The 26,305-nt window shown below is 72.4% G+C and carries 24 protein-coding genes and 1 pseudogene; 18 read left to right on the top strand and 7 right to left on the bottom strand.

Annotated elements, in window-relative coordinates; all coding sequences use genetic code 11:
- Positions 1 to 4: 4 nt before the first annotated feature.
- From AC060L_RS02025 to AC060L_RS01985, 9 genes are all read left to right on the top strand, one after another.
- Positions 5 to 808, top strand: coding sequence for an ABC transporter ATP-binding protein (locus AC060L_RS02025; RefSeq protein ID WP_483796567.1), 804 nt, complete (start codon positions 5 to 7; stop codon positions 806 to 808).
- Complete coding sequence (locus AC060L_RS02020; protein ID WP_483796565.1) at positions 795 to 1,736, top strand: ABC transporter permease; 942 nt, start codon at positions 795 to 797, stop codon at positions 1,734 to 1,736. The genes AC060L_RS02025 and AC060L_RS02020 overlap by 14 nt, the downstream gene beginning before the upstream one ends.
- Complete coding sequence (locus tag AC060L_RS02015; protein WP_483796563.1) at positions 1,733 to 3,694, top strand: glycosyltransferase family 2 protein; 1,962 nt, start codon at positions 1,733 to 1,735, stop codon at positions 3,692 to 3,694. Before AC060L_RS02020 ends, AC060L_RS02015 begins: the two co-directional genes overlap by 4 nt.
- Complete coding sequence (locus tag AC060L_RS02010) at positions 3,691 to 4,617, top strand: hypothetical protein (RefSeq protein ID WP_483796562.1); 927 nt, start codon at positions 3,691 to 3,693, stop codon at positions 4,615 to 4,617. The genes AC060L_RS02015 and AC060L_RS02010 overlap by 4 nt, the downstream gene beginning before the upstream one ends.
- Positions 4,618 to 4,630: 13 nt before the next feature.
- On the top strand, positions 4,631 to 5,476 hold the full coding sequence (locus tag AC060L_RS02005; protein WP_483796561.1) for a hypothetical protein: 846 nt from the start codon (positions 4,631 to 4,633) through the stop codon (positions 5,474 to 5,476).
- A 500-nt stretch (positions 5,477 to 5,976) separates the two neighbouring features.
- Positions 5,977 to 7,446 carry a family 2B encapsulin nanocompartment shell protein gene (locus AC060L_RS02000; protein WP_483796560.1) on the top strand — a complete coding sequence of 490 codons (1,470 nt, stop codon included), beginning with the start codon at positions 5,977 to 5,979 and terminating at the stop codon, positions 7,444 to 7,446.
- A 20-nt stretch (positions 7,447 to 7,466) separates the two neighbouring features.
- Complete coding sequence (locus tag AC060L_RS01995) at positions 7,467 to 8,651, top strand: family 2 encapsulin nanocompartment cargo protein terpene cyclase (RefSeq protein WP_483796558.1); 1,185 nt, start codon at positions 7,467 to 7,469, stop codon at positions 8,649 to 8,651.
- Positions 8,652 to 8,662: 11 nt separating this feature from the next.
- Complete coding sequence (locus tag AC060L_RS01990; protein WP_483796556.1) at positions 8,663 to 9,568, top strand: geranyl diphosphate 2-C-methyltransferase; 906 nt, start codon at positions 8,663 to 8,665, stop codon at positions 9,566 to 9,568.
- 182 nt (positions 9,569 to 9,750) lie between these two features.
- On the top strand, positions 9,751 to 10,572 hold the full coding sequence (locus AC060L_RS01985) for an SAM-dependent methyltransferase (RefSeq protein ID WP_483796555.1): 822 nt from the start codon (positions 9,751 to 9,753) through the stop codon (positions 10,570 to 10,572).
- Positions 10,573 to 10,670: 98 nt separating this feature from the next.
- Here AC060L_RS01985 and AC060L_RS01980 read toward each other — a convergent pair.
- A pseudogene (locus AC060L_RS01980) lies at positions 10,671 to 11,306 on the bottom strand (class I SAM-dependent methyltransferase); the annotation flags it as partial.
- Positions 11,307 to 11,417: 111 nt separating this feature from the next.
- Positions 11,418 to 13,178, bottom strand: coding sequence for a serine/threonine-protein kinase (locus tag AC060L_RS01975; protein ID WP_483796553.1), 1,761 nt, complete (start codon positions 13,176 to 13,178; stop codon positions 11,418 to 11,420).
- A 164-nt stretch (positions 13,179 to 13,342) separates the two neighbouring features.
- Between AC060L_RS01975 and AC060L_RS01970 the strand changes: the two genes are divergently transcribed.
- Positions 13,343 to 13,585: a hypothetical protein gene (locus tag AC060L_RS01970; RefSeq protein ID WP_483796552.1), complete on the top strand. Its 243-nt coding sequence runs from the start codon at positions 13,343 to 13,345 to the stop codon at positions 13,583 to 13,585.
- Positions 13,586 to 13,703: 118 nt separating this feature from the next.
- Here the strand turns inward: AC060L_RS01970 and AC060L_RS01965 are convergent, their stop codons facing one another.
- Entirely contained in the window at positions 13,704 to 14,213 is a 510-nt protein-coding gene (locus AC060L_RS01965) for a mycothiol transferase (RefSeq protein WP_483796551.1), read from the bottom strand.
- A 151-nt stretch (positions 14,214 to 14,364) separates the two neighbouring features.
- Here AC060L_RS01965 and AC060L_RS01960 point away from each other — a divergent pair, with 151 nt between their 5' ends.
- The 3 genes from AC060L_RS01960 to AC060L_RS01950 all read left to right on the top strand — a co-directional run bounded on the left by AC060L_RS01960 (position 14,365) and on the right by AC060L_RS01950 (position 17,205).
- Positions 14,365 to 14,814: a MarR family winged helix-turn-helix transcriptional regulator gene (locus AC060L_RS01960; protein ID WP_483796550.1), complete on the top strand. Its 450-nt coding sequence runs from the start codon at positions 14,365 to 14,367 to the stop codon at positions 14,812 to 14,814.
- A gap of 98 nt (positions 14,815 to 14,912) precedes the next feature.
- A complete protein-coding gene (locus AC060L_RS01955; protein ID WP_483796612.1) occupies positions 14,913 to 16,655 on the top strand; it encodes an MFS transporter in 1,743 nt (580 codons plus the stop codon).
- Entirely contained in the window at positions 16,645 to 17,205 is a 561-nt protein-coding gene (locus AC060L_RS01950) for a cysteine hydrolase family protein (RefSeq protein WP_483796548.1), read from the top strand. The genes AC060L_RS01955 and AC060L_RS01950 overlap by 11 nt, the downstream gene beginning before the upstream one ends.
- A 58-nt stretch (positions 17,206 to 17,263) precedes the next feature.
- On the opposite strand, the gene AC060L_RS01945 is transcribed toward AC060L_RS01950, so the two are convergent.
- On the bottom strand, positions 17,264 to 17,869 hold the full coding sequence (locus AC060L_RS01945; RefSeq protein ID WP_483796547.1) for a hypothetical protein: 606 nt from the start codon (positions 17,867 to 17,869) through the stop codon (positions 17,264 to 17,266).
- Positions 17,866 to 19,374 (bottom strand): alkaline phosphatase family protein, encoded by a 1,509-nt coding sequence (locus AC060L_RS01940; protein WP_483796545.1) that lies wholly within the window; start codon positions 19,372 to 19,374, stop codon positions 17,866 to 17,868. The genes AC060L_RS01945 and AC060L_RS01940 overlap by 4 nt, the downstream gene beginning before the upstream one ends.
- A 187-nt stretch (positions 19,375 to 19,561) precedes the next feature.
- Between AC060L_RS01940 and AC060L_RS01935 the strand changes: the two genes are divergently transcribed.
- On the top strand, positions 19,562 to 20,071 hold the full coding sequence (locus AC060L_RS01935) for a hypothetical protein (RefSeq protein ID WP_483796544.1): 510 nt from the start codon (positions 19,562 to 19,564) through the stop codon (positions 20,069 to 20,071).
- A 52-nt stretch (positions 20,072 to 20,123) separates the two neighbouring features.
- Here the strand turns inward: AC060L_RS01935 and AC060L_RS01930 are convergent, their stop codons facing one another.
- Entirely contained in the window at positions 20,124 to 21,572 is a 1,449-nt protein-coding gene (locus tag AC060L_RS01930) for an MFS transporter (RefSeq protein ID WP_483796543.1), read from the bottom strand.
- A 170-nt stretch (positions 21,573 to 21,742) separates the two neighbouring features.
- Between AC060L_RS01930 and AC060L_RS01925 the strand changes: the two genes are divergently transcribed.
- The 4 genes from AC060L_RS01925 to AC060L_RS01910 are packed head-to-tail and all read left to right on the top strand — an operon-like array spanning position 21,743 to position 24,945.
- A complete protein-coding gene (locus tag AC060L_RS01925) occupies positions 21,743 to 22,576 on the top strand; it encodes an alpha/beta fold hydrolase (RefSeq protein WP_483796542.1) in 834 nt (277 codons plus the stop codon).
- Between the two features lie 59 nt (positions 22,577 to 22,635).
- Positions 22,636 to 23,166, top strand: coding sequence for a MarR family winged helix-turn-helix transcriptional regulator (locus tag AC060L_RS01920; RefSeq protein WP_483796541.1), 531 nt, complete (start codon positions 22,636 to 22,638; stop codon positions 23,164 to 23,166).
- Positions 23,159 to 24,079 (top strand): S41 family peptidase, encoded by a 921-nt coding sequence (locus tag AC060L_RS01915; RefSeq protein ID WP_483796539.1) that lies wholly within the window; start codon positions 23,159 to 23,161, stop codon positions 24,077 to 24,079. Before AC060L_RS01920 ends, AC060L_RS01915 begins: the two co-directional genes overlap by 8 nt.
- Positions 24,076 to 24,945 carry an MOSC domain-containing protein gene (locus tag AC060L_RS01910; protein ID WP_483796537.1) on the top strand — a complete coding sequence of 290 codons (870 nt, stop codon included), beginning with the start codon at positions 24,076 to 24,078 and terminating at the stop codon, positions 24,943 to 24,945. The genes AC060L_RS01915 and AC060L_RS01910 overlap by 4 nt, the downstream gene beginning before the upstream one ends.
- Before the next feature lie 102 nt (positions 24,946 to 25,047).
- On the opposite strand, the gene AC060L_RS01905 is transcribed toward AC060L_RS01910, so the two are convergent.
- Positions 25,048 to 25,761, bottom strand: a complete 714-nt coding sequence (locus AC060L_RS01905) for a LysM peptidoglycan-binding domain-containing protein (RefSeq protein WP_483796535.1) — start codon at positions 25,759 to 25,761, stop codon at positions 25,048 to 25,050.
- Positions 25,762 to 26,305: the final 544 nt, after the last annotated feature.

The following is a 26,305-nucleotide window of genomic DNA, read 5'->3' as shown; positions in this document are numbered from 1 at the left end:
CGTTGTGAGCATCGCATCGAGCCCGGCGCCGCTCGCCGCCGCGGCGGAGCCGGCGCCCGGTCCGGCCGTCCGCCTGAGCGGCGTGACGAAGAGCTATGGTCGGCCCGGCGCGGCCGGCCCGCCGGTCCTGGAGGGCATCGACCTGACCGTCCCCGCCGGCGGCTTCACCTGCCTGCTCGGCGCCTCCGGCTGCGGCAAGTCGACCCTGCTGAGCCTGATCGCCGGCCTGGACCAGCCCAGTGCCGGAACGGTCGACGTGGCCGGCGGCCACGCCGCGCTGATGTTCCAGGAGGCGGCGCTCTTCCCCTGGCTCACCGCCGGCCGCAACGTCGAACTCGCGCTGCGGCTGCGCGGCGTGCGACGGGCCGAGCGCCGGGCCGAGGCCGAACGGCTGCTCGCGCTGGTCCGGCTCGACGGCGCGGTGCACCGCCCGATCCATCAGCTCTCCGGCGGGATGCGGCAACGCGTCGCGCTGGCAAGGGCGTTGGCCCAGCAGAGCCAGGTGCTGCTGATGGACGAGCCGTTCGCCGCGCTCGACGCGATCACCCGCGACGTGCTGCACGACGAGCTGATCCGGCTCTGGCAGGAGACCGGCTGCGCGGTGGTCTTCGTGACCCACAACGTGCGCGAGGCGGTCCGCCTCGGCCAGGACGTGGTGCTGCTCTCCTCCCGGCCCGGGCGGATCGCCGGCCGCTGGCGCGTGGAGCTGCCGCAACCGCGCCGGATCGAGGACGCCTCGGTCGCCGAGCTGGCCGTCGAGATCACCGAGCAGCTGCGAGAGGAGATCAGCCGCCATGCCCGCCGCTGAGCCCGCCCCGACCCCGGCCGATCCGCGCGGAGCCGACCCGACCGGGGTCGGCCTGCTCGAGGCCGGCCTCGACGCGCTGGACACCCCCCTGCGCCGCCCGGCGGCCACCGCGACCGCGCTGCGCCGCGCCGCGCTGCCGCCGCTGCTCGCGGTGCTGCTGCTGGCCGGGCTCTGGCAGCTGGTCTTCCTGGCCCGGCTGGAGCCCGACTGGGTGCTACCCGGACCGGCCGAGGTGGGCCGCAGCATGCTCTCCGCCCTGCACCAGGGCGAGGTCTGGCCGAGCATCGGCCAGAGCGTGGGCCGCGGCCTGATCGGCTTCGCCGTCTCGGTCCTGATCGGCACGCCGCTCGGGCTGCTCGCCGGCCGGCTGCGCCCGGTGCGGGTGGTGCTCGGTCCGGTGCTGGCCGGGCTGCAGAACCTGCCCTCGGTCGCCTGGGTGCCCCCGGCCGTGATGGTCTTCGGCGTGACACCCGCCGCGCTGTACTGCGTGGTGCTGCTCGGCGCCGTCCCGTCGATCGCGCTCGGGCTGGTCACCGGGCTGGACCAGGTGCCGCCGCTCTTCCTGCTGGTCGGCCGCAACCTCGGCGCCCGCCGGCTGGCCTCGGTGCGGCACGTGCTGCTGCCGGCGGCGCTGGCCGGCTATGTCGGCGGGCTCAAGCAGGGCTGGGCGTTCGCCTGGCGCTCACTGATGGCCGCCGAGATCATCGCCGTCTCGCCGGAACTCGGCCACGGTCTCGGCCGGCTGCTCAAGCAGGCCCAGGACGCCGGCGACATGGGCCTCGCGTTCTGCGCGATCCTGCTGATCCTCTGCGTCGGCATCGCGGTCAACCTGCTGGTCTTCGCACCGCTGGAGCGCCGGGTGCTGCTCTCCCGAGGCCTGACCGGCGGCAGCGGTGGCAGCAGTGGCCGCGCCGGACAGGGCGGGTGACGGCGGCTGTGTACCACCCCACCGCCATCGCGCTCTTCGCCGCCGACGTCTTCCTGCTGCTGCTGCTCGTCCGCCAGCCACTGTCCCGGCGGTTCGACGACTCGGACACCGGCTCCGGCCGGATCGTCAACCTGCCCCCGATCCGGCGGCCCTCGATCCCGCGCGCGGTCGCCTTCCTGCTGGTCGGTGCGGCCGTCAGCGTGCTGATCGTGGCGCTGCGGCACCCGCAACTCGACCAGGCCTACCGCGCGTTGGTCGCCGACGCGCTGTCGGCCGCCGACAGCAACACCCGGCTGACCACGCTGTACGCCAACAGCCTGCCGCCGCTGGTCCCGGCCGCCGTGGTCGGCTACCTGATCACCATCGCGCTGGTGCTGCCCGCCACCCTCGGCCGGCGGCTGATGATCCTGGCGCACGCACCGGTCTTCGTCGCGCTCTCGATCCTCACCGAGTGCTTCACCGCGCTGGTCGGCGCCGCCACCGGGCTGCCGCTCGGCCCCGCCCCGCTGATCGCGCTGGTGCTGCAGACCACGCTCGGCTACCTGCTGGTCTACCGACTCGCCTTCAGCAGCTTCCAGTTGCCCGCGCTGTCGCCGCTGCCGAACCTGCGGCGCGGCGACTGGCAGGACAACCTCGTGCTCGCGCTCTGCCTGCTCGCCACGGTCAGCCTGGTCGGCAGCTTCGCGCTCGCGCTGATCGGCCAGGTCGAGGGCCACCCGCTCGCCGCGTTCCTGCTGCTGGCCAGCCTGCGGTTCGCCGTCACCGACGTGACGTACGCGCTGCTCGGCCTGGTCCGCCTCACCACCTCGCGCCGGCCACGGCTGGGCGCCGAACGCCCACCACTCGACGTGATCATCCCGGCGTACAACGAGGCCGCCGGGATCGAGCGCCTGCTGCGTTCGATCGACCGGGCCGCCGCCACCTACGGCGGGCCGGTCCACGTGGTGCTGTGCGACGACGGCTCGACCGACGACACCCGCGCCCTCGCCGAGGCGACCGTCGCCGGCTACCAGCACGCGACCGGCGTGGTGATCCAGGGCCCGCACGCGGGCAAGGCCAAGGCGCTGAACCTCGCGCTGGAGCGCTGCACCGCCGACTACGTCTACCGGGTGGACGCCGACTGCGCGCTGGACGAGAGCGCCTTCCTGCGCACGATCCCGCACTTCCTCGCCGACCCCCGGGTCGGCACCGTCGGCCTGCTGACGCTGCCGAAGGAGCCGTACAGCACCTGGATCGACCGGATGCGCGCGATGGAACAGCTCTTCACCTACGGCTACTCACTCGGCTGCGTCACCACGGTCGACGGCGTGCCGTGCGTGCCGGGCACGTTCTGCGCCTTCCGCCGCGAGCCGGTCGCCGAGCTCGGCGGCTTCGTGCACGGCATGTTCGGCGAGGACGCCGAGTTCACCTGCGCGCTGGGCCGGCTGGGCTGGCGCGCGGTGATCGACCCGAGCGGGGTCTCCTACGAGGACGTGCCGGCCAACGTCGGCCAGCTGCGGGTGCAGCGGTTCCGCTGGGGGCTCGGCAACATCATGACCTTCGCGCGGTTCACGCCGTTCGGCCAGGGCGCGCCCGGGCCGCGGTTCTGGTTCCAGCTGCCGCGGGCCGCCGGGGGCAAGCTCGCCTACCCGATCCACTTCTTCGTGCTGATCCTCACCGTGCTGTACGGCGTGCTGAACCCCGGTGAGCAGCACAACGTGCCGCGCTTCCTGATCGTCTTCGTGCTGGCCCAACTGCCCGCGCTGCTGCCGAGGTTCCTGGTGATCCTGTACTACCGGCGGTGGCGGTTGCTGGCCTGGGCACCCCTGTTCCTGGTGTTCGCCTTCATGAAACGCTTCTTCCAGCTGGAGTCGCTGCTCGCCATCGGCGCCCGGCCGGTGCGGCTGCCGGCCGCCGTCCGCTCGCTGCTGCCGGTTCCCGCCCCCGGTCCCGTCCCCGAACAACGTGGAACCCGATGAGGATCTCCCGCAACACCGCGGCGCTCGCGCTGCTGCTGGTGCTGGCCGCCGTCGCCACGTACGTGGTGCTCGCCGTCCGGCACTCGCAGGGGCACCCGAGCGCCGCGCCCACGCCCACGCCCACGCCCACCTCCACCGCGATCGCGCCGACCGGCCCCCCGGCCACCGGCGGCACCTCCTGGATCGTCAGCGGCAGCACGCTGACCCGGCTGCGCGACACCGACGCCGGCACCGCACAACTACTCGACACGCCGCAGGCGTACGTGCTCACCGGCGCCGCCGACTGGTCCGTCCCCGACGGCTGGACCAGCACGCCGACGGCGAGCTTCACCAGCTACGCCGCGCTGAAGTCGGCGCTCGCCCGGGGCACGCTCGACCCGCGGATCCGCGCCGTGCTCTACGACAACGAGCACTGGTCGCTCACGCCGAAGGACGAGCAGGCCGACCCGGCGCACTACGACCAACTCGCCGCCGACCTGGTCCACCAGCACCGGCTGCTCTTCATCGCCGCGCCCTCGACCGACCTGATCAACGTGCTGAGCCCGCAGACCGCCGACGGCGGCAAGTTCGACGCGTTCCTCCAGCTGGGCCTGCTCGGCCGGATCGCCCGCTCCGCCGACGTGCTGGACCTCCAGGCCCAGGGCGCCCAGAACGATCCGACGCTCTTCGCGCAGTTCGTCTCGTCCGCGGCCGCCCAGGCCCGCGCGGCCAACCCGGCGGTCAGGATCCTCGCCGGGATCAGCACCAACCCGTCCGGCGCCACCACCACCAGCGCCGAGCTGGACCGGGCCGCCGGCTCGGTGCGCACCCAGGTCGCCGGCTACTGGCTCAACGACCCGGCGCACTCCGCGAGCTGCGAGCCCTGCAAGGGGCCGTTCCCCCAACTGGCCCTCGCCGCGCTGCGCGACCTGAGCCACCCGTGAGAGGCTCGCTGCCATGCGCGTGTCGTTCGCCACTGCCGCCGGGTCCGCCGACCGGCCGAGTGAGGACTTCCTGGCGGCCAACCCGCGCGTCGCCCTGGTGCTGGACGGCTTGAGCTCACCCGAGGAACTCGGCTCCGGCTGTACGCACGGCACCGCCTGGTTCGTCGCCGAGCTGAGCACTGCGCTGCTGCGCGAGGCCTCCCGCCGCCCGGCCCCGACCCTGCCCGACTGCCTGGCCGAGGCGATCGGCCGGGTCGCCGACCTGCACCGCGAGAGCTGCGACCTGTCCCACCCCGGCACCCCGTGCTGCGCGGTCGCGATGCTCCGCGAGGGGGCCGAGGAGCTGGAGTACCTGTCCGTCGCCGACGCGGTGCTGCTGCTCGACCGCCCGAGCGGCCTGCGAGTGGTCACCGACCTGCGGGTGGCCTGCTTCGCGCAGGAGGAGCACCGGGCGACCCGGCGGCACCGGATCGGCACGCCCGAGCACCGCCGCGCCGTCAACCGGCTGGTCGCCGCGCAACGCGTGCACCGCAACGTGCCGGACGGCTACTGGGTGGCCGGCGCGAGCCCGGTCGCCGCCTTCCACGCCGTCACCGGCGCGGTGCCGCGCTCGTCGGTCCCCCGGGCCGCGCTGCTGACCGACGGCGCCGCCTGCCTCGCCGAGGGCTACGGCCTCACCGACTGGCAGGGGCTGCTCGACCTCCTTCAGGAGGAAGGCCCGGACCAGCTGATCGCCCGGGTCAGGAAGGCCGAGGCGGCCGACCCCGAGGGCGACCGCCGGCCGCGCTACCAGGCCTGCGACGACGCGACCGCCATCCTCTGCCTGCCTGACACCCTGCCCGAGTCCGAACAGGCTTGAGGTCACGTCAGCTGACGTCTGCTCAGCAGGGGCGCGCACTATAGCGCCCGCGCCACCCTCCGGCGGACGCCCGCCGTCCGTTTCCGGCCACTACCTTCGCATCGCCCGCCGACCGTTCACACGAGGGACACCGATCGCCGCCCATGCCCGCGACGGCGCCCAGGGCCGGGGCGGGCCGGTTCACCGAGAGCGGAATACAGCATTCCGGATCCTCCCGCCGACTCTCGCCCGCCCGGCCACCGCACCCTGGCACACCATGCCTGAACAGCCAGAACGCGCGAGCCCCGGATCTCGGACAGGTCGGCCCGAGCTGAAAAAGTTGGCCGATTGACTTCGTACTGACGTGCCCTGAAAACCAACGTTGATAACGTCTGGCACTGCCGATCGGAGCGATTCCGAAGGCCACCCCGCCCCGCAGGCCCCTCCCCGCACCATCAGCGCACCACGCCCGCCGCCCGTACCGCAGGGCGCGCGCGGCGCGGCACCGCGCGCTCATTGTCATGCCCATGCCCACAGTCATCCCCTGGCTCCCGCCCTTGTCTACTTCAGGAGAAACCGTGACCTCGGAACCGGAACCCCGTCCCCTCCCGGACTCCGTCCAGCTCAGCCTGAGCACCGCGGCAGCGCGGAACCTGGCCACGACCACGAAGTCCGCCCCGCAGATGCGCGGCATCACCTCGCGCTGGCTGCTGCGCCAGCTCCCCTGGGTGCAGGTGTCCGGTGGCGCCTACCGGGTCAACCGGCGGCTCTCGCTCGCCGTCGGCCGCGGCCGGGTCTGCTTCGTCCAGGCGGGCGCCGACGACGTCCGGATCATCCCCGAGACGCTGCGCGAGATTCCGGTGCTGCGCGACTTCGCGGACGACGCACTGCTCGCCGAACTCGCCGGGCGCTTCACCGTGCAGGACTTCCGCAGCGGCGACGTGATCGTCGAGCAGGGCTCCCCGGTGCAGAACGTCTACATCGTCGCGCACGGCCGCCTCGACCGGATCGGCACCGGCAAGTACGGCACCGAGAAGACGATGGGCGTGCTGGCCGACGGCGACCACCTGGGCGACGAGGCGCTGCTCCAGCGACAGCCGCAGTGGGGCGCGACCGTCAAGGCCGCCACCGCCGGAACGATGCTGGTGCTCGCCTGGGACTCCTTCATGGAGCTCTTCAACCGCTCCGAGCCGCTGCGCGAGCACATCGACAAGTTCCTCGCGAACAGCTCCCGCAAGGTCAACTCCAAGGGCGAGGTGGAGATCGCCATCTCGGCCGGCCACGAGGGCGAGGCCGAGATCCCCGGCTCCTTCGTGGACTACGACCCGGATCCGCGCGAGTACGAGCTGTCGCTGACCCAGACCGTCCTGCGGATGCACACCCGGGTCGCCGACCTCTACAACGACCCGATGAACCAGCTGGAGCAGCAGCTGCGGCTCACCGTCGAGGAGATCCGCGAGCGCCAGGAGTGGGAGCTGCTGAACAACCGCGAGTTCGGCCTGCTGCACAACGCCGACTATGACCAGCGGATCAACACCTGGTCCGGGCCGCCCACTCCGGACGACATGGACGACCTGCTGTCGATGCGCCGCGGCACCGACCTGTTCCTCGCCCACCCCAAGGCGATCACCGCGTTCTTCCGCGAGTGCACCAAGCGCGGCATCTACCCGGACCGGACCGACGTCAACGGCCACCAGGTCCCGGCCTGGCGCGGCGTGCCGATCTTCCCGTGCGGCAAGATCCCGATCGCCGACGGACACGTCTCCTCGATCGTCGCGATGCGCACCGGCGAGCAGGATCAGGGCGTCATCGGCCTGCACCAGACCGGCATCCCGGACGAGTTCGAGCCCAGCCTGAACGTGCGGTTCATGGGCATCGACGACAAGGCGATCATGCGCTACCTGGTGACCGCGTACTACTCGGTGGCGATCCTGGTGCAGGACGCCGTCGGCATCCTGGAGAACGTCGACATCGCTGCCCCGCGGTCCTGACCCGACACCAGGAGAACCCGATGGCAGCGTTCAGCACGCCCCTCCCGACCGCCGCGGCCGCGGTGTCGACCGCGACGCGGCTCCCGATCCCCACCCGGCCGCGGATTCCCACCGGGCCGACCGGGCTGGGCAGTTCGGCCGCGCGCCTCACCGAGCTGCTGCGCCCGCGCACCGCGCCCACGCCGATCCCGAACGCGTCCGCGACCACGACCACGACCACAGGGAGCAGCCCCACGGCCGGCGGCCGCGCGCTCCCCGAGCTCTACTGCCCGCCGCACCTGCGCGACGATCCCGAGCTGGCCCGGGTCGTCAACGACCGCCTGGTCCACTGGGCCGAGCAGGTCGGCATCTACGCCGGGCAGCTGGAGAAGTTCCGGCAGGCCGACTTCGGACGCCTGCTGATGCTCACCCACCCCGACACCGACGACCCGGACCGGCTGCTCGCCGCCGCCCGCTGCATGGCCGCCGAGTTCGCGGTGGACGACTACTTCTGCGAGGAGGCCACCACCGGCCCCCACCCCGAACGGCTCGGGCCGCAGCTGATGCTGGCCCAGTCCGCGATCGACCCGGCCCAGCTGCCCGGCCGCCACCGCGAGGCCTACCAGCGCGCGATGGACACCTCACCGGTCTGGAACGCGCTGCGCCGCTCGGTCGCCGGCCTCGCCGAGTACGCCAGCGGGGCGCAGGTCAACCGGCTCCGGCAGGAGATCGCCGGCCTCTTCCTCGGCATGGACGCCGAGGCCGGCTGGCGGATCGGCGGCAGACCGCCGGCCGTCTGGGAGTACCTGGCGAACCGTCAGATGAACAGCTTCCTCCCGTGCATGGCGCTGGTCGACGTGGTGGGCGGCTACGAGCTGCCCGCCCACGTCTACGGCGCCCCCGAGGTGCGCCGGGCGACGCTGCAGGCCGCGCTCGCCTCGGTGCTGCTCAACGACGTCTACTCGATGCACAAGGAGGACGGCGCGCAGGGCGTCGAGTACAACCTGCCGAACGTGATCGCGGCCGAGGACGGCTGCTCACCCGCCGAGGCGCTGCAACGCGCCGCCGACCTGCACAACGAGCTCGTGCACTCCTTCGAGGCCTCCGCCGCCGCGCTCAGCCTGTCCGGCGACCCGGTGCTGACCCGCTACCTGGGCGCGCTGTGGGCATGGCTCGGCGGCAACAAGGAGTGGCACGCCGGCAGTCCCCGATACAACGAGAGCTGAGGACCGAAGAGATGACCACGCTCAACACCCCCGCCACCGCCACCTCCACCACCTCCGCCACCGGCGAGGACGACTCCGCCTCGGTGCTGACCACCCGGTACCAGCGGTCGGTGGCCGAGTACTGGAACAAGGAGAAGCACCCGGTCAACATCCGCCTCGGCGAGGTCGACGGCACGTACCACCACCACTACGGCATCGGCGAGCCGGACTGGTCGGTGCTGGACGGCGACCCGGCCGGCCGCGAGGAGCGGCTCGTCAAGGAGCTGCACCGGCTGGAGGCCGCCCAGGCCGACTACCTGCTCGACCAGCTCGGCGCGCTCGGCCCGGCCGACCGGATCCTGGACGCCGGCTCCGGCCGCGGCGGCACCAGCTTCATGGCGAACCTGCGGTTCGGCTGCCAGGTCGACGGCATCTCGATCTCCGAGGAGCAGGTGAAGTTCGCCAACAACCAGGCCGGCGAGCGGGGTGTGGCCGACAAGGTCGCGTTCCACTTCCGCAACATGCTGCACAACGAGTTCCCCGACGCCACCTTCCAGGCGATCTGGAACAACGAGAGCACCATGTACGTGGACCTCTACAAGCTCTTCGCCGAGCACGCCCGCGTGCTGAAGCCCGGCGGCCGCTACGTGACCATCACCGGCTGCTTCAACGACCTGCACGGCCGCCAGCCGTCCCGCGCCGTCAGCCAGATCGACGCGCACTACATCTGCGACATCCACCCGCGCAGCGACTACTTCGCGGCGATGGCGGCCAACAACCTGGTCCCGATCAGCGTGGTCGATCTGACCGCCGCGACCATCCCCTACTGGGAGCTGCGCGCGCACGCGGCGGTGGCCAGCGGTATCGAGGACGCGTTCCTCACCGCGTACAAGGAGGGCAGCTTCCACTACCTGATGATCGCGGCCGACCGGGTCTGACCCGTCCCAATGCCTCCTGACCAGGCGTGAGTCCTCTGCCTCCGCGCCCCAACTGACTGGTCATCGGCCGCCTGCGGCCCCGGGCTCCGGCCCGGGGCCGCCGTGCGGTGCCTGGCTATACTCCACCCGAGCTGTCAGATCCGGGCGAACGGCGCTCCGGTTCGATCCGAAGGAGACAAGCCGTGCCGAAGCAGGAGTTGCCCCGCGAGTTCCACTCCGCGATCCACGACCCGCCGCAGCCGAACATAGCCCGGGTCTACGACTACCTGCTCAACGGCAAGGACAACTACGCCGCCGACCGCGCACTCGGCCAGCGGATCGAACAGACGCTGCCCGAGGTGCACCTGGGCGTGAAGCAGCAGCGCGCGGTGCTGCGCCGGGTGGTCCGCTACCTGGTCGGCGAGGCGGGGCTGCGCCAGCTGGTGGACGTCGGCTCGGGCCTGCCCACCGCGGACAACGTGCACCAGATCGCGCGCGCCATCGACCCGGCCACCCGGGTCGCCTACGTGGACAACGACCCGGTGGTCCTCGTGCACGCCCGCGCGCTGCTCGCCGACAGCAAGGAGACGATCGTCGTCGACGGCGACCTGCGCGAGCCCGCCGCGCTCCTCGCCGACCAGGGGCTGCGTGACCACATCGACTTCGAGCAGCCGGTCGGCCTGCTGCTCTGCGGCATCCTTCACTACATCCTCGACGACGAGGAGCCGGCCCGGATCGTCCGCGAGCTGGTCGACGCGCTCCCGTCCGGCAGCTACGTCTTCATCCACCACCTGCTGGCCGCCGGCGACCCCGACGCCGCGGCCGCCGAGGCCGTGCTGCGCCAGGGCGTCGGCCGCGCGCAGTTCCGCACCATCGCCGAGGTCGCCGGCTTCCTGGACGGACTCGACCTGGTCGACCCCGGCGTCGTCACCGTCTCCGAGTGGCACCCCGAGGCCGACACCCCGTCACTGGCCACCAACCCGGTGCTCCGGCTGGCCGCCGTCGGCGTCGCCCGCAAGCCCTGACCCCGCAGGCCACTGCGCCGCCGGGCGACGGTGATGATCTCGGGGCTGGTCGCGGTCAACGGCCCGCCGGACCAGTCCCCGAACTGCGCCTCGATCTCCAGACCGGCCTCGCCGAGGAACGAGGCGAGCGCCTGCGCCCCCAGGAAGCGCAACGTGTTCGTACTCACCCGGGGACGCTCCCACCGGTCGGCGGAGAACGTGTGCGTGAAGCGCACCAGCCCGCCGTCGACCGGCGTCTCGACCTCGCGCCAGAAGCGCACCAACGCGCCACTGGCGTCGGTCACTTCGTCGACCGCGTCAGGGGTCCAGCGCTCCCACTCGCGGGCCGCCGGGTTGCGCGTCTCGAAGGCGAAACGCCCGCCCTCGGTCAGCGCGGCGCGGACGGCGGCGAGCGCACCGCGCAGTTCCTCGTCCGTCAGGTACACCTGGAACGTGTTGCCGGTCATCACGACCAGCTCGAACTCCCGGTCCCAGCCGACCGATGCGAGGTCGCCGGTGACCCACTCGACGTCGGAGCGCCGGCGGGCCCGGCGCAGCATCGCATCGGAGGGGTCTAGGCCGCACAGCCGCCCGGTATGCCCGGCCGCTCTGGCCCGGTGCAGCAACTCCCCGGTGCCGCAGCCGACATCGAGCACCGAGCAGGCGGACATCAGCAGCGGCAGGTAGAAGTCGAAGTCCCGCCGGCCCGCGCAGAGCGGATCGTAGAGCTCGGCGAGATCGGGCGCGGTGAACATGCTGTCTGCCATCAGACCGTTCTAACGCGGAGCACGGGCGGACCGCGACCGGTTATACGCTCATCCGCCGGGTACCGGGCTGGCGGATGAGCGGATCGCCTCGATCAGCCGTCAGTTGCTGTTCGGATAGGTGTTCTCCACCGTCCCGTCGAGCTTGGCCTCCAGATAGCCGCTCGCATCGTGGTCGTCGGAGAGGTAGACCGAGATGCTCGGCGTCCCGTCCATGATGTCCCCGCCGACGATGATGTAGCGGCTCGTCGGGTGCGCGACGTTCAAGCTGTCCTGAGCCTTCTGCAGCAGCGCCGGGAGGACGTCCCAGTTGATGGCCTGCACATCGATCGGGTGGCTGTCGAGCCCGGTCCCGGTCACCGTGCCGCCGGTCGTGCGGGTGGTGCTGCCGCTGCGGTAGGTGAAGTCGTCGTACTCCTTCGGGTCGGCCGCGGTCGGCACCTCGGCGATCGCGTACTCGGGGTAGACGACCAGCTGGTTGACCTTGGTCCCGCCCATGACCGGGCTCATCGCCGCGATCGTGCTGCGGAGGGCGGCGGGAGTGAGCAGGTCGACGGAGGCTGCGGTGTCCGCGGGCGGCAGGGGCAGCGCGAGCGTCGGCGTCGAGGTGCCCGCGGACGCCGAGCCGGCCGGCGCAGACGGCGTGGGCGCCGTCGAACCACCGCTCGTCAGCGGTGCCTTCGTCTTCGCCCCGCCGTTCGCCTGCGAGGCGGTCGCGCCACCCGGGCCCAGCGTCCAGATCAGCGCGCCCGCGAGCACCACGGCCAGCACGCCGCCGCCCGCCAGCACGGCCCGGCCGCTCCCCCGCCGCGCGGGCGTCGGCTGCTTCGTCAGGAACACCGACGGCACCCGGTCGGCCGGCATACCGGGCGGACCAGGCGGACCGAACCCGCCCGACGCGAACCCGCCCGACGCAAAGCCACCGGACCCGAACGTGCCAGAGCCGAACCCGCCCGAGGGGAACCCGCCCGCACCGCCCGCACCCAGCTGGACCGTGCCGACGTCCACCGGCCCGAAGCCCGCCGGACCGGCCTGCACCGCCATCAGCCACCCGTCGAGCTGCTCGGCGCCGGGCCGCACCGCCGGGTCCTTCGCCAGCAGCGTGGCCAGCAGCGGCCCCAGCTGCCCCGCCCGGGTCGGCGGTGGCAGCGGCTCGTCCAGTACGGCGGCCAGCGTGGCCAGCGCCGTGCCGCGGCGCAGCGGGTGGTGCCCCTCGACGGCGACGTACAGCAGCATGCCGAGCGACCACAGGTCCGAGGACGGGTCGCCCTCCAGCCCGCGGATCCGCTCCGGTGCGATGTACTCCGGCGAGCCGATCAGCTCGCCGGTCCCGGTGAGCACGGTCGAGCCCTGCATCGCGGCGATCCCGAAGTCGGTCAGCACCGGCGTGCCGTCCGCGCGCAGCAGGACGTTGCCGGGCTTGACGTCGCGGTGCTGGATGCCGGCCGCATGCGCGGCTCGCAGCGCCGCGAGCACGCCCCGCCCGATCCCGGCCGCCTCCGGCACACTCAGCGGGCCGGCGGCCAGCCGGTCGGCGAGGCTGCCGCCGGTCACCAGCTCCATCACCAGCCACGGGTGCGGGTGCTCGGCGGCGTCCACGATGTGGTGGATCGTCACCACGTTCGGGTGCTGGAGCCGGGCGAGCGCCCGCGCCTCGCGCAGCACCCGTTCGCGTACCTCCCGTGCGGCGGCCGGATCGGTCGGCGTGCCACCCTCGGCCGGGCGCACCTCCTTCAGCGCGACCTCGCGCTGCAGCGCGTTGTCGCGGGCCCGCCACACCAGGCCCATTCCCCCGCCGCCGAGCGGCGCCAACAGCTCGAACCGGCCATCGATGAGCCGTCTCTCGGGCCCCTCTGTGTTCATGGCGGTCATCGTAGGAGACACCACTGTCGGCCCGTACTGCGGCCCGTCCCATCGCACTGCCGGCCGCCCCGCCGGCCCTGCGCTGACCTCGGCAGCCGGCCCTGCGCTGACCTCAGCGGCCGGCCCTGCGGTGACCTCGGCAACCGGCGCTCGTTGCACCGGGCATGAGGAAGATGATCGCCACCGCCGCGCTCGCCGCCGCCCCCGTCCTGCTGCTCGCCGTCCCGGCCGAGGCCGCGGACTCGACTCCGCTCTCCAGCACGCTCAACGGCGCCGCCCACCTCCCGGCGACCGCCGACTGCCTCGGGGACCTCACGCTGGTCCCGATGCTCACCCACCACCTCGGCGACCACACCATGTCGGACTGCCGCGACGGCAACGTGATCCAGACCCCGCGGCAGAACTGAGCCCGCCCGCCCGACAGCGCCCGACACCACGGACGCGAACGCGGTGCCCGTCCCGACCACCGGGGCAGGCACCGCGTTCGGCTACCCGAGCACGCCCGTCCGTCCGTCAACGCCCCGCTCAGCGCCGCTCCAGCACCCCGCGCACGAACGCCGCCTGCCCCACGTGCTGGAGGTCGTCCGTCACCACGCTGACCAGCCGCACGCCGAGCGTCACCGCAGGTGTCCAGGACTCGTCCACCACCCGGTCGAGGTCGGCGTCGCGCAGCCCGTGCAGGAAGCCCACGGTCCGCTCGTGGACGGCGTCGTGGTAGCCGGTGAGCAGCTCCGCGGACCCGACCCGGACCGCCGCGACCTGCTTGCTGCGATGCCCGTAGCCGGTCTCGCCGACCGCGAACGGGAGCTCGAAGCGCTCCGCCCAGCCGTCCGCGCGCCAGACCTGCTCGGTGCCGGCGACGTCGGCGAGGTGGTCGTCCTGGATCCGGGTCAGGTGCCAGACCAGCCAGGCGATCGAGTTGGAGTGCCCGTCCAGCCGCGCCGCCAGCTGGTCGGGCGTCAACCCGTCGACCGCCGCGTGGACGGCCTCGCGGATCCGGCCGAACGCGTCGGTGAGCACGGCGGCGCTGTTCATGGGCACTCCCTGTTCCTCCCTGCGCTTCTTCCCCCGCCCTCCCCCGCGATTCTTCCCGCTCACGGCCCCCGACCGCCCCAAGGACACGAATCCAGCCGAATCCGAGAGCCAATGTAGTTACAGTCGATTGATAAAGCTACTGTTACTACTCATGGACGAGACCACACCACCCACAGACGACGCGGCAGCGCTCGGTGCAGGGCTCCGGCTGGCCGTGGGCCGGATCGCACGCCGGGTGCGGCAGGCCCACAGCGTCGGCGACCTGACCCAGTCCGAGATCTCCGTACTGGCCCGGCTCGACCGGGACGGCCCGGACTTCCCGGGTTCGCTCGCCGAGTTGGAGCGGGTCCGCCCGCAGGCGATGGCGACCACCCTGGCCACGCTGGAGGAGCGCGGCCTGGTGAGCCGCCGGCCGGACGCCACCGACGGCCGGCGCGCCGTCGTGACCACGACCGAGACGGGCCGCCGCATGGTGACCGACCGCCGCTCCGAATCGGTGCAGCTGCTGGCCACGGCGCTGGACGCGGAGTTCACTCCGGCCGAGCGGCAGCAGCTGGCCGCCGTACTGCCGCTGCTCGACCGGCTCGCGGAGCGACTGTGACCACCGGGACGAGCGGGCCCACCGGGAGCAGCGCAGCAGCGCCGGCCACCGGAAAGACCGGCGACCGCTACAAGTGGGTCGCGCTGTCGAACACCACGATGGGCGTGCTGATCGCCACCATCGACAGCTCGATCGTGATCATCTCGCTGCCGGCGATCTTCCGCGGCATCGGCCTCGACCCGCTGGCCCCCGGCAACATCGGCTACCTGCTCTGGATGATCCTGGGCTACACGCTCGTCTCGGCGGTCCTGGTGGTCGTCCTCGGCCGGCTCGGCGACATGTTCGGCCGGGTCCGGATGTACAACCTGGGCTTCGCCGTCTTCGCCGCCGCCTCGCTCGCCCTCTCACTCGACCCGCTGCACGGCGGTGGCGGCGCGCTCTGGCTGATCGGGTTCCGGGTCGTGCAGGCCGTCGGCGGCGCGATGCTGACCGCGAACTCGGCCGCGATCCTGACCGACGCCTTCCCGACCAGCCAGCGCGGCATGGCGCTGGGCATCAACCAGATCACCGGCCTGGCGGGCATGTTCCTCGGCCTGCTGGCCGGCGGCGTGCTGGCCACCATCGACTGGCGCGCGGTCTTCTGGGTCAGCGTCCCGTTCGGCGTGGTCGGCACGTTCTGGTCCTACCGCAGCCTGCGCGAGACCGGCACCCGCCGGCCGGGCCGGATCGACTGGATCGGCAACCTGACCTTCACCGGCGGCGCGAGCACGCTGCTCGCCGCCATCACCTACGGCATCCAGCCGTACGGCGGCCACCCGACCGGCTGGACCAACCCGTGGGTCATCGCCGGCCTGAGCACCGGCGTGCTGCTGCTCGGCACGTTCTGCGTCGCGGAGACCCGGATCGCCGAACCGATGTTCCAGCTGCGGCTGTTCCGGATCCGCGCGTTCGCCGCGGGCAACCTGGCGGCGCTGCTGATAGCCATCGCCCGCGGCGGGATGCAGTTCATGCTGATCGTCTGGCTCCAGGGCATCTGGCTGCCGCTGCACGGCTACGACTTCGAGCGCACCCCGCTCTGGGCCGGCATCTTCATGCTGCCGCTGACCGTCGGGTTCCTGATCGGGGGTCCGGTCTCCGGCTACCTGTCGGACCGGTTCGGTGCGCGGATGTTCGCGACCACCGGGCTGCTGCTGGTCGCCGCCTCCTTCGTCGGCCTGATCGCGCTGCCGGTCGACTTCCCGTACCCCGCGTTCGCGGCACTGCTGCTGGTCAGCGGACTCGGCCAGGGCATGTTCTCGGCGCCGAACACCTCGGCGATCATGGGCAGCGTGCCGGCCGGGCAGCGCGGCGTTGCCTCGGGCATGCGCTCGACGTTCCAGAACTCCGGCTCGGCCCTGTCGATCGGGCTCTTCTTCTCGCTGATGGTGGCCGGCCTGGCCGGCTCGCTGCCGCACGCGCTCGACACCGGCCTGCAGGCGCAGGGCGTCCCGGCCGGGACGGCGGGCCAGGTCGCCGCGCTGCCGCCGGTCAGCACGCTCTTCGCGACCTTCCTCGGCAACAACCCGGTGGGGCACCTGCTCGGCCCGAGCGGTGTGCTCGACACACTGCCGGCGGCCAACGCGCAGACACTGACCGGGACGCGCTTCTTCCCCGAGCTAGTCTCCGGGCCGTTCCACCACGGGCTGGTCACCGTGTTCGGCGCCGCCGCCGTGCTCGCCCTGATCGGCGCACTCGCCTCGGCGCTGCGCGGCAGCCGCCGGCCGGAGCCCGCCGCCGCCTCGCCGCAGACTGCGCGGACCGGGCCCGACGACCTCCACGACCCCCACCACCAGCACCAGCACCAGCACGCCGGATCGGACAAGCCGACCGGCTCTGTGAAAGGACAGCAGCATGTCGAATAGCGCCCTCCTCGTCATGGACGTCCAGCAGGGCATCGTGAGCCGCTTCGACGGCGACGCGGGCTACCTGCCCCGCCTGCGCGGCGCGATCGACGCCGCCCACGAGGCCGGCATCCCGGTGATCTACGTGGTGATCGGCTTCCGGGCCGGCTACCCGGAGGTCAGCCCGCGCAACAAGGCCTTCAGCGGCCTGTCGCAGACCGGCGCCTTCACCGACGGGCACCCCAGCAGCGAGATCCACCCGGACGTCGCGCCGCGGCCCGGCGACATCGTCGTCACCAAGAAGCGGGTCAGCGCGTTCGCGGGCAGCGACCTCGACCTGGTCCTGCGGGGCGGCGGGATCGACACCCTGGTCCTCACCGGCATCGCCACCAGCGGCGTCGTGCTCTCGACGCTGCGCGAGGCCGCCGACCAGGACTTCGGCCTCACTGTGCTCTCCGACGGCTGCCTCGACGGCGACCCCGAGGTGCACCGGGTGCTCACCGAGAAGGTGTTCCCCCGGCAGGCGGACGTGGTGACCGTGGACGAGTGGGTCATGTCCGTCAAGAAGTAACCACCCGCCACCCGAGTGAGTGGCAGAGCCTGGCGGCCCGTCGTCATTCGACGGGCCGTCAGTCCAGTTCCACCTCGAAGTCCCAGGTGGCCAGCGGCTTGCCGGAGACGTTCCAGCTGAGCGTCGCGTGCCCGGCCGCGAAGGTGCCCGCCAGGTGCAGCACCGCGTCGTGCCCCGGTGTGGCCGTGGCCGTGGTGCCGTCCGCGGTCAGCGGGATCCCGTGGCCGAGCTCGTCGGTGGCCGTCAGCGCGCTCGCGTCCAGCACCTGACTGCCCGCCGGAACCCTGAGCACCACGGTCATGGTGCCCGGCGAGGAGGTGGCCGGCTTGCCGCCCACCGGCGGCGCCGCGTTCACCAGGTCCGGACCGGTCGCGGTGATCTGACCCTGCTGCGGGCCGAGGTCCAGCGCGACCGGGTCGCCCATCGCGACCAGTTGCGCGTGCCCGGGCGCCGCCGTGACGGTGACCGGCGAGGCCGGCGCGGTCGGGATCGGCACCTTGCCCAGGTCCTGCGGCTTCGCCTGCTGACTGCCGCAGCCGGTCAGCCCGGCCGCCAGGCCGCTCGCCAGCAGCAGGGCGGAGAGCACGGCGGCGGGCCGCCGGAACGGACGGCCGAGGCCGTACCCACGAAGGGCACGGCCTCGGCTGCTGGAGCGGTCGATCACTTACCGGCTCCCGGCTTCAGGCTGTCCGTCGCCGCGGTCACACCGGTGAAGTCCGGCGTCAGCACGCTCGGCTGGTGCGGCGGCAGCGTGCTCTTGGCCAGGTAGACGCCGTTGCTGCCCATCGGGGCGGGCTGCATGGCCTTGCCGCTCGGGTTGTTGTAGACGTCCGGACCGAACGGGCGCAGGCCCGGGGCACCGGCGTAGCCGAGGTGGCCGTGGCCGTCGGAGCCGCCGTGGTAGATGCCGTAGAGGTCCTCCATGCTGCGCAGCCAGGAGTAGTGGTTGTACGGCTGGTCGCTGATCGTGCCCGGCTTGACGTAGCGGGAGATCAGCACCGAGCCGGTGATACCGCCACCGGGCGTGGTGTCCTGGCCGAAGGCCTGGTCACCGGGCTGCGGGGTGTTCGGGCCGGGCAGCTCGTTGCAGCACGCGACGATCGACTGCGCGGTGTCGGTCGGGGTGTTCAGCGCGGCGGTGGCGTTGCCGGTGTAGTCGGCCGTCGAGTTGCCGTACAGCTGGTACGGCGGGAAGGCCTCGTCGAAGGTGATGTCGATCATGCCATCGTCCTGGAACGCAGGCGAGGCCATGATCTGCGGGATCCACTTCTGCAGGAACAGGTCCGAGGCGTACAGGCCGCCCTGGTGGTTGTTCGGGTCACCGGACCCGTTGTCGCCCTTGCAGGTGGAGTCGTGCGCGTCGGAGCAGTTGTCCGGCGTGATCCAGGAGAAGGCCGGGGTGGTCTTCTCGCTCTTCAGGTCCTGGGCCAGGCCGCTGACCGCCGGGTGACCCGCGGTGGCCGGCAGGCCGTCGAGCGGGGCGACCTTCGCGCAGTCGCTCGGGTGGTCGATCAGCGAGTGGAACCAGGCGGTGGGGTTGTGCTTGGCCACGTACTGGTCCTGCGCGGTGGCACCGCCCGGGTTCGGCACACCCGCGCCGGACGGGTCGCCGGGGATCCCGCAGTTGTACGGGTCCTCACGGCCGGGCGTGTTGCCCATCTCCTGCATGTACGACTTCCAGCTGACCTTCTTGTCGTCCAGCTGGTTGAAGAGCGTGCCCACCGAGGACGGGTAGACGCAGCCGCTCGCCGCGTTGACCTGGCCGTCGTCGGCCGGCGTGCCGGGCGAGACGTTCTTGTACTGCGCGCAGTCCGCCTGCGTGTCGGGCGCCGGGGCCTGACCGCTGGCGAGGCTGATGTAGTTGTCCAGGCTGTAGTGCCCGGTGCCGTAGTACTGGCGCAGCAGCTCGCCGTACTGCGGCAGCGTCTTCCACAGGTAGCTGTTCTGGTTGAGCCCGGTGAACGCGGCCTCGTAGGACTTGTTCTCCAGCACGATCAGCCAGACGTGCTTGATCTTCGGCGTGTGGAAGTTGTGTGTGTCCGCTGCGGCGGTACCTGCACCGGTGACGCCGACCAGCCCGGTGACGGCGAGCGTCCCGGCGGTCAGCACGGCTGCCGCACGGCGCCGGCCCCCACTCATCCGGCCGAACCGGATTCCCCTGATAGTCATATGAGAGATGTTGACGGCTGATCTACTCGCGTTGCATCCTCGGCAGGCGAATTTGTGGTGAATCTCATGCGTCATCAGTTTACCGACGGGTGGACCCAGCTCCGTGGACGCACGAGTAATCACCCGATTGCTCTCAGTTGTCCGATCTCGCGGACAGCAGCCGTTCGGCAGCGGCACGATGGTGGGCATGGCTCACCTTGAGAACCAGGTCCTGCCACTGATCCAGGCATGCCGCGATCCGGCGATGCTCGTGGAGACGGAGCGGCTGAAGCACCCGGGCTGCCGCATCGTCAGCAGGACCATGCGCCGGGACATCGGCACCGGCGAGTGCGCGAACATCATGTACCTCGCCGCCGGTGCCGCGATCGCCGCCGCGACCGTCACCGAACTCTGCGCCCAGCACAAGGGCGTGTCGCCCGGGATGTTCCTCGACATCCTCGAATCCCAGCTGACCTCCGAGCACGAGAAACAGATGGTCACGGTTCCGCGCAGCTTCTTCGACAGCGGCGGCCCGCAGCCGTCCGAGCTGCTCGGCGAGGCGTGGGAGACGAGCCAGGAGGACTTCTTCGATCTCGTCGTCTCGCTCGGCGAGTTCTCCGGCACGCTGATCAACTCACTGGTCAAGTACGGCGCGTACACCGAGGCGGAGATCCTCGCGGACATCGAGGACGCCCTCGCCGGCTCCGACGAGCCGTAGCCCCGTAGCCCCATAACCCCGCAGTCCCGCAGTCCCGCAGTCCGTACGGCCGTCAGCGGCTCGGCGTTGCCGCGCCGCGCCGGCCGAGCGTGGTCGCGCAGGCGAGCGCCGCGAAGCCGAGCAGCACCAGCGCCGCCGCCCGCGCGCCGGCCGGCCCGCCGATCAGGTGCAGCGTCAGCGTCACGGCGGCGACGCCGACCGCGGTGCCCAGACCGCGGGTCATGTTCACCATGCCGCCCCCGGTGCCCGCCGCACTCGCCGGGATCGCCCGCATCACGAGCGTGTTGTTGGCCGGCGTGAAGACGCCCAGCGACAGGCCGAGCAGCGCCAGCGGGTACGGCAGCGTGCCCGGCCCGGCGGGCAGCGCGGCGAGCAGCGCGAGCGCCAGCACGCAGCCGAGCGCACCCCAGCGGCTGCGCCGGCGGTCCGTCCAGGAGCCGGGCAGCAGCCGGTCGGCCGTGGTGGCGGCGAACGCGAAGCCGAGCGGCAGCGCGGTCAGGACCAGGCCCGTGGTCAGCGGCGCGCTGCCGTGCCGGGCCAGCTCGACCGGCACCAGCACCAGCGGCCCGAACAGCACCAGGTAGCCGCAGAGCCCGGCGAGCAGTCCCGGGCCGAGCCGTTGGGCGCGCAGCAGCGCGAGGTCGATCAGCGGCGCGGCGCAGCGGCTCTGCCGGCGCATGAACGCCCAGCCGGCGCCGCCCGCGGCCGCCGCCAGCGGCAGCGCGGTCCAGGCGGGCAGGCCCAGCCCGGAGGCGATCGAGAGCGCGAGCAGCCCACCCGTGGTGGAGGCCGCCAGCAGCAGCACCCCGGCGGTGTCGATCCGCGAGACGCTCGCGCGCTGCTCGGTGCGGGGCAGCAGGTAGTGGCCGGCCACCAGCGCGACGATGCCTATCGGCACGTTCACGCCGAAGACCCAGCGCCAGCCGAGCGTCGCCACCAGCAGGCCGCCGACCGTCGGCCCGAGTGCGAGCCCGACCGCCTGACCGGCCGCCTGGATTCCCAGCGCGCTGCGCATCCGGTCGGGCGGTGCGCTCGTGGTGACCAGCGCGACGCTGTTGGCCTGCATCATCGCCGCGCCCACGGCCTGCACGACCCGGAACCCGACCAGCGCACCGAGCCCCGGCGCCAGCCCGCACGCGGCCGAGGCCACGGTGAAGACGGCGAAGCCGTAGAGGTACATCAGCTTGCGCCCGCGCACATCGGAGAGCCGGCCGACCGGCACCAGCAGCGCGACCAGCGCGAGCAGGTAGGAGAGCGAGACCCACTCGACCGCGGCCAGGCTGCTGCCGAACTCCGTGCGCAGCGGTTGATAGGTCAGCGTGACGATGCTGGCGTCCAGCTGCCCCATGAACGCGCCGAAGCAGACCGTCGCCACGGCGAGCCGCCAGGCGCCCGGGTACCTGCGGACGAGCTCCGGGCGCGGCCGCTCGGTGGTGAGCAGCGTGCGCACGCCCGTGCCGATCGGACGGTGGCGCTGCGACCGCTCCTCGCGCACCGGCATGCTGACCGTCTCCTCAGGTGGGCCGAATACTCGCCCACAGAGTACATCTGTCACAGACATAGTCGGTAGGGGATGCGTCCCGATCGGGAATACCCGTGCACTTCCCGCTGCGCCTTTGTATATTAGGCGACAACCTAGAGCCCCTAGGAAGCTGTGAAAGGCGGACCCTTATGCGAACCGGAACGCTCGACGTCCCCGGCGCGACCCTCTACTACGAGCTGCGCGGCGCCGGCCCCCTCCTGCTGCTGCTCCCGGGTGCCGGCGGTGACGCGGCGATCTTCGACTGCATCACCGGCACGCTCGCCGAGCACTTCACCGTGGCCGCCGTGGACCCGCGCGGCTACTCGCGCAGTCGGCTGGATCCACCCAGGCCGGTCGACCAGCGGGTCGAGGTGCAGGCCGACGACGCGCTGCGGCTGCTCGACCACCTCGCCCCGAACGGCGAAGCCTCGTACGTCTTCGGCGGCAGCTCCGGCGCGATCGTCGCGCTCGACCTGCTCGCCCGCCACCCCGAGCGGCTGGCCCGGGTCGTCGCCCACGAGCCGCCGTGCTTCGCGATCCTGCCGGACGCGGCGCAGCAGCGGGCGTTCATCGACGAGGTCTACCGGCTGTTCCGCGCCGAGGGGCTCGCGGCGGCGGCCGCGCACTTCGTCGCCGGCATCGGCGGCACGCTCACCGAGCCGTCCACCACCGCCGCCGAACTCCCGCCCCGCGCAACCGAGATGATGGCGCGGCTCATGGCGAACGCACCGCTCGCGATGGAGCACGAGGTGCGGCAGTTCACCGCGTACGTCCCCGACGAGGCAGCGCTCGCCGCTGCTGCGGACCGCCTGGTCCTGGCCGCCGGCCGTGAGACCCGCGGACACCTGCCCTACCGCCCGGCCGCACTGCTGGCGCAGCGGCTCGGCGTCGAACTGACCGAGTTCCCCGGCGCACACAGTGGATTCACCGACGCGCCGCGGGAGTTCGGGGAGCAGCTGGTCGCCGTGCTGACCGCCGAGTAGGGCCTGCCCGGCGTCCATGGGTGTTCCGAAAAATATAAAGGCGGTGTTACAGTCCCGCCGTGGTTGAAGATCAGCACCGACGCACCCTCGGCACCGGCCTGCGCCGGCTCAGCGAACTCCTGGACGGCCAGGTGGAGCGTTCCTACGCCGCCGCCGGGCTCGGCTTCCGGTCCGGCTACACCCCCGTGTTGCGGGCGCTGGCCGACATGCCGTCACTCTCCGTGCGGGAACTCGCCTTCGCGACCGGGACCTCCCACGCCGCAGCAAGCCAGACCGTGCGGCGGATGCGTGCGGACGGGTTGCTGGAGTCGGCACCAGGGAGCGACGGACGCGAACGACGCGTCCGCCCCACCGACGCGGCCCGCCGCCTGCTGCCGGCCGTCGAGCAGCAGTTTGCGCGGACCCAGCGCGCCGCCGAGGCGCTGGACGCGGAACTCGGCCTGTGCCTCAGCGAGGTGGTCAACCGGGCCATCGCCATCATCGAGCGCCGCCCGTTCCTGGACCACGCCGCGGAGCCCACGGCAGAGCTCGCCGAAAAGCCCCCTGCGGCCCCCACGCCGCCACCTACGACAGGACACCCCCGTGCATGAACCGATACTCCGGTTACTCGCCGACCGGATCGAAGAGCACTACGTCTTCCCCGAAGCGGCCGCCTCGATCGCCGAGCAGCTGCGCACCTGGCAGACCGGCGCGCCGGACCCGCAGGCGCTCGTCGCGGAGCTGAAACCCTTCCTGCGCGGCCACGACCGGCACCTGACCCTGCGGTGGCTGCCCGGCGAAGCGGACGCCGAAGGTCCGGCCCGCACCGGCCTGGACGATCCCCGGGCGCTGCGTCGGATGAACTACGGGTTCCGGCAGGTCGGCACGCCGGAGGACGGCGTCGCCCTGCTGGAGCTCTCGCTGATCTGCGACACCGACGACCCCGCCGCGCTGGCAACGGCGCAGGCGGCGATGACGATGACCGCAGGTGCCGACGCGGTGATCATCGATCTGCGCCAGGTGCCCGGTGGCTGGCCGTCCGGCGGCACCCTGCTGCTGGGCCACTTCCTGCCGCCGGAGCCCACCCACCTGCTGACCATGACCTCGCGCCGAGGGGAGCCGGAGCAGGACTGGACCCCGGCGGACAACGCGCTGGGCCACCGCCCGGACACCCCGCTCTTCCTGCTGATCGGCCCCGGCACCGCATCGGCCGGTGAGGCCTTCGCCTACACGGCCCAGAGCCTGGGACGCGCCACCGTCATCGGGCAGCCGAGCGCCGGCGCTGCGAACCCGGGCGACTTCTTCCCGCTGGCCGAGGGCTTCTCCGCGTTCATCCCGACCATGGCACCGGTCGATCCGCGCACCGGGACCAACTGGGAGGGCACCGGGGTGCAGCCCGACGTCACCGCCGCGCCGGACCATGCGCTGCCGACGGCCGTTCAGCTGGCCCGGCGCGCGGCAGCGGCAGCGGCAGCCGGAGTGGCGACGGGAGTGGGAACGGGAGTGGGAGCGGCGACCGGATGACCCTGAGTGCAACTGTGCGGACGATCCACCGCTACCCGGTGAAGTCGATGCTCGGTGAGCGGCTGACCGAGGGCGAGTTCACCACCCTCGGGCTGGCCGGCGACCGCGCCTTCGCGGTCCTCGACGCGGACGGCGCGGTCGGCAGCGCCAAGCACCCGCGCAAGTGGGGGCCGCTGCTGAGCTGTCGGGCCGAGCTGACCGCGTCCGGCACCGTCCGGGTCGTCCTGCCCGGTAGTGCCGAGCGGCAGGACCGTGCCACGCCGGCCGCCGGAACACCGGAGCTGGACCGACGGCTGTCGACCCTGCTCGGCCGCCCTGTGACGCTCAGCGACAAGCCACCGGAGGTCGGCCTGCTGGAGCGTCAGGTGCCCGACTACGAAGGCGGCCTGCCCGAGGCAATGGCCCCGACAGCCGTCACCGACGCCACCGGCGCCTCGATCACCTCGGGCCGCACCGCCGCCGGCACCTTCTTCGACTTCGGCATGGTGCACGTGGTCACCACCGGCACCCTGGACCAACTGCGCCGGCACCACCCGACGGGCGACCTCGACCCGTGCCGGTTCCGCCCCAACCTCGTGCTCGACACCGGCACGACGCCCGGCTACCTCGAAGACACCTGGCAGGGCGCCCGGCTGCGGATCGGCGAGGCGTTGTTCCAGGTCCAGGTGCCGACCCCGCGCTGCGTCGTGCCCACCCTGGCCCACGGCCGACTGCCCGCCGACCCGGCCCTGATGCGCACCGTCGCGCGTGAGCACCGGGTTCCGGTATTCACGCTGGGCAGGCTGGCCTGCGTCGGCCTCTATCTCACCGTGCTGGAGCCCGGGACGGTGCGGTCCGGCGACCCCGTCACGGTGACATCCCGCTAGGACCTGTCCGCGGACAGCCGCGAGTGGCCCCTCTCCGTCACCGGAAAGGGGCCACTCGCTCGTACTGGTTGTGCTCAGCTACTCAGACGTCCGGCGTCAGACTCAGATGCTCAGCAGCTGGCCCGGCATGATGACGTCCGGGTTGGCGCCGATGGTCTGGGCGTTGTCGGCGAAGAGCGCCTGCACGGTGGTGCCGTTGGCGGCGGCGATCGCGCTCAGCGTGTCACCGCTCTTCACCGTGTAGCTGCCGGTGTTCCCGGCGGCCGGCTTGCCGCTCTGCTGCTTCGGGGCGGCAGGCTGCACGGGGGCGGCCTGCTGCTGCGGCGCGGGCGCGCTCTGCTGCTGCGGGGCGGCCTTCGGGGCGGCAGGCGCGGTCGGAGCAGCGGAGGACGAGGAGGTGTCCACGGCCGCGGGCGCGCCACCGGCGGTCAGGCCGGCCTTGACCGAGCAGACGGGCCAGGCACCCGGACCCTGGTCGGCCAGCACCTTCTCGGCGACGGAGATCTGCTGCGCCTTGGTCGCCTGGTTGGCCTGCGCGGCGTACTGGGTGCCGCCGTACGCGGCCCAGGTGGACGGCGTGAACTGCAGCCCGCCGTAGAACCCGTTGCCGGAGTTGATGCTCCAGTTACCGGTGCTCTCGCACTGGGCAACCGCGTCCCAGGTGGACGTCGGCGCGGCGGAGGCCGTGGTGGCCGCGACGAGGCCCGCCACCGGCAGGGCGGCGATGACGCCACCCATGACCGCCATCCGAACGCGGTTGCGCTTCTTGCTGGTGGCAGTAGCGGTGGTGGCGGTGTTCTCGTTACGGAAAGTCAAGGTGCATCCCTTCGACAGACCCCGGGCAGGCAGGCGGAACCACACCCCGTGGAAGGAGTGCCGGTCGATCGCTTGCCGCATCCTGTGGACGGCCGGAGACGCAGGACGCGTTCCGTGCCGGCCCGGCCACCCGCAACACCGGACGCGCCGGTTCGAGCCGGTCTGCGCGGTGGGCACCGAGGCGGTGCGCTGGGGGTGAACCCGGGTGGTGCTCGCTGCACCGAGAACGAACTTAGGCAACGGCCGTCGCCGTCTCAACAGTTATGCGATCCCCCAGGTCAGACCGGGTTACCCAAGGAAACAAAAGCCAAAAATCGGGATATAACCACCGAAAACACGCCTTTCGCCCGCCTCGACCACCCCTTTCTGTGGTGGACGCCACCCCGACGACAGCCCACGCGCTCGACACAGAGTCACTGCCTCAGCTACCGAACGTGAGATTTCACCCCGCCAGTGGCCCCGACCACACCTGGACACCACAGCCCGCGGCACAGCACCCGAGCGGGATCGGCTCGGGTACGACCGACCCGCCCGCACCCCGCCC

This window comes from Kitasatospora sp. NEAU-69, assembly GCF_057158765.1.
The sequence above is the reverse complement of the archived record's forward strand: the minus strand, read 5'-3'. Positions and strand labels throughout refer to the sequence as shown.

What these genes read in the sequence shown, in the direction of transcription:
- AC060L_RS01925 (WP_483796542.1), top strand. Translation starts at nt 21,743, where the DNA reads ATGCGAACCGGAACGCTCGACGTCCCCGGCGCGACCCTCTACTACGAG.
- AC060L_RS01975 (WP_483796553.1), bottom strand. Translation starts at nt 13,178, where the DNA reads ATGAACACAGAGGGGCCCGAGAGACGGCTCATCGATGGCCGGTTCGAG.
- AC060L_RS01990 (WP_483796556.1), top strand. Translation starts at nt 8,663, where the DNA reads ATGACCACGCTCAACACCCCCGCCACCGCCACCTCCACCACCTCCGCC.
- AC060L_RS01955 (WP_483796612.1), top strand. Translation starts at nt 14,913, where the DNA reads ATGGGCGTGCTGATCGCCACCATCGACAGCTCGATCGTGATCATCTCG.
- AC060L_RS01910 (WP_483796537.1), top strand. Translation starts at nt 24,076, where the DNA reads ATGACCCTGAGTGCAACTGTGCGGACGATCCACCGCTACCCGGTGAAG.
- AC060L_RS01940 (WP_483796545.1), bottom strand. Translation starts at nt 19,374, where the DNA reads ATGACTATCAGGGGAATCCGGTTCGGCCGGATGAGTGGGGGCCGGCGC.
- AC060L_RS02005 (WP_483796561.1), top strand. Translation starts at nt 4,631, where the DNA reads ATGCGCGTGTCGTTCGCCACTGCCGCCGGGTCCGCCGACCGGCCGAGT.
- AC060L_RS02000 (WP_483796560.1), top strand. Translation starts at nt 5,977, where the DNA reads ATGCCCATGCCCACAGTCATCCCCTGGCTCCCGCCCTTGTCTACTTCA.
- AC060L_RS01995 (WP_483796558.1), top strand. Translation starts at nt 7,467, where the DNA reads ATGGCAGCGTTCAGCACGCCCCTCCCGACCGCCGCGGCCGCGGTGTCG.
- AC060L_RS01970 (WP_483796552.1), top strand. Translation starts at nt 13,343, where the DNA reads ATGAGGAAGATGATCGCCACCGCCGCGCTCGCCGCCGCCCCCGTCCTG.
- AC060L_RS01965 (WP_483796551.1), bottom strand. Translation starts at nt 14,213, where the DNA reads ATGAACAGCGCCGCCGTGCTCACCGACGCGTTCGGCCGGATCCGCGAG.
- AC060L_RS02010 (WP_483796562.1), top strand. Translation starts at nt 3,691, where the DNA reads ATGAGGATCTCCCGCAACACCGCGGCGCTCGCGCTGCTGCTGGTGCTG.
- AC060L_RS01930 (WP_483796543.1), bottom strand. Translation starts at nt 21,572, where the DNA reads ATGCCGGTGCGCGAGGAGCGGTCGCAGCGCCACCGTCCGATCGGCACG.
- AC060L_RS01960 (WP_483796550.1), top strand. Translation starts at nt 14,365, where the DNA reads ATGGACGAGACCACACCACCCACAGACGACGCGGCAGCGCTCGGTGCA.
- AC060L_RS01950 (WP_483796548.1), top strand. Translation starts at nt 16,645, where the DNA reads ATGTCGAATAGCGCCCTCCTCGTCATGGACGTCCAGCAGGGCATCGTG.
- AC060L_RS01935 (WP_483796544.1), top strand. Translation starts at nt 19,562, where the DNA reads ATGGCTCACCTTGAGAACCAGGTCCTGCCACTGATCCAGGCATGCCGC.
- AC060L_RS02020 (WP_483796565.1), top strand. Translation starts at nt 795, where the DNA reads ATGCCCGCCGCTGAGCCCGCCCCGACCCCGGCCGATCCGCGCGGAGCC.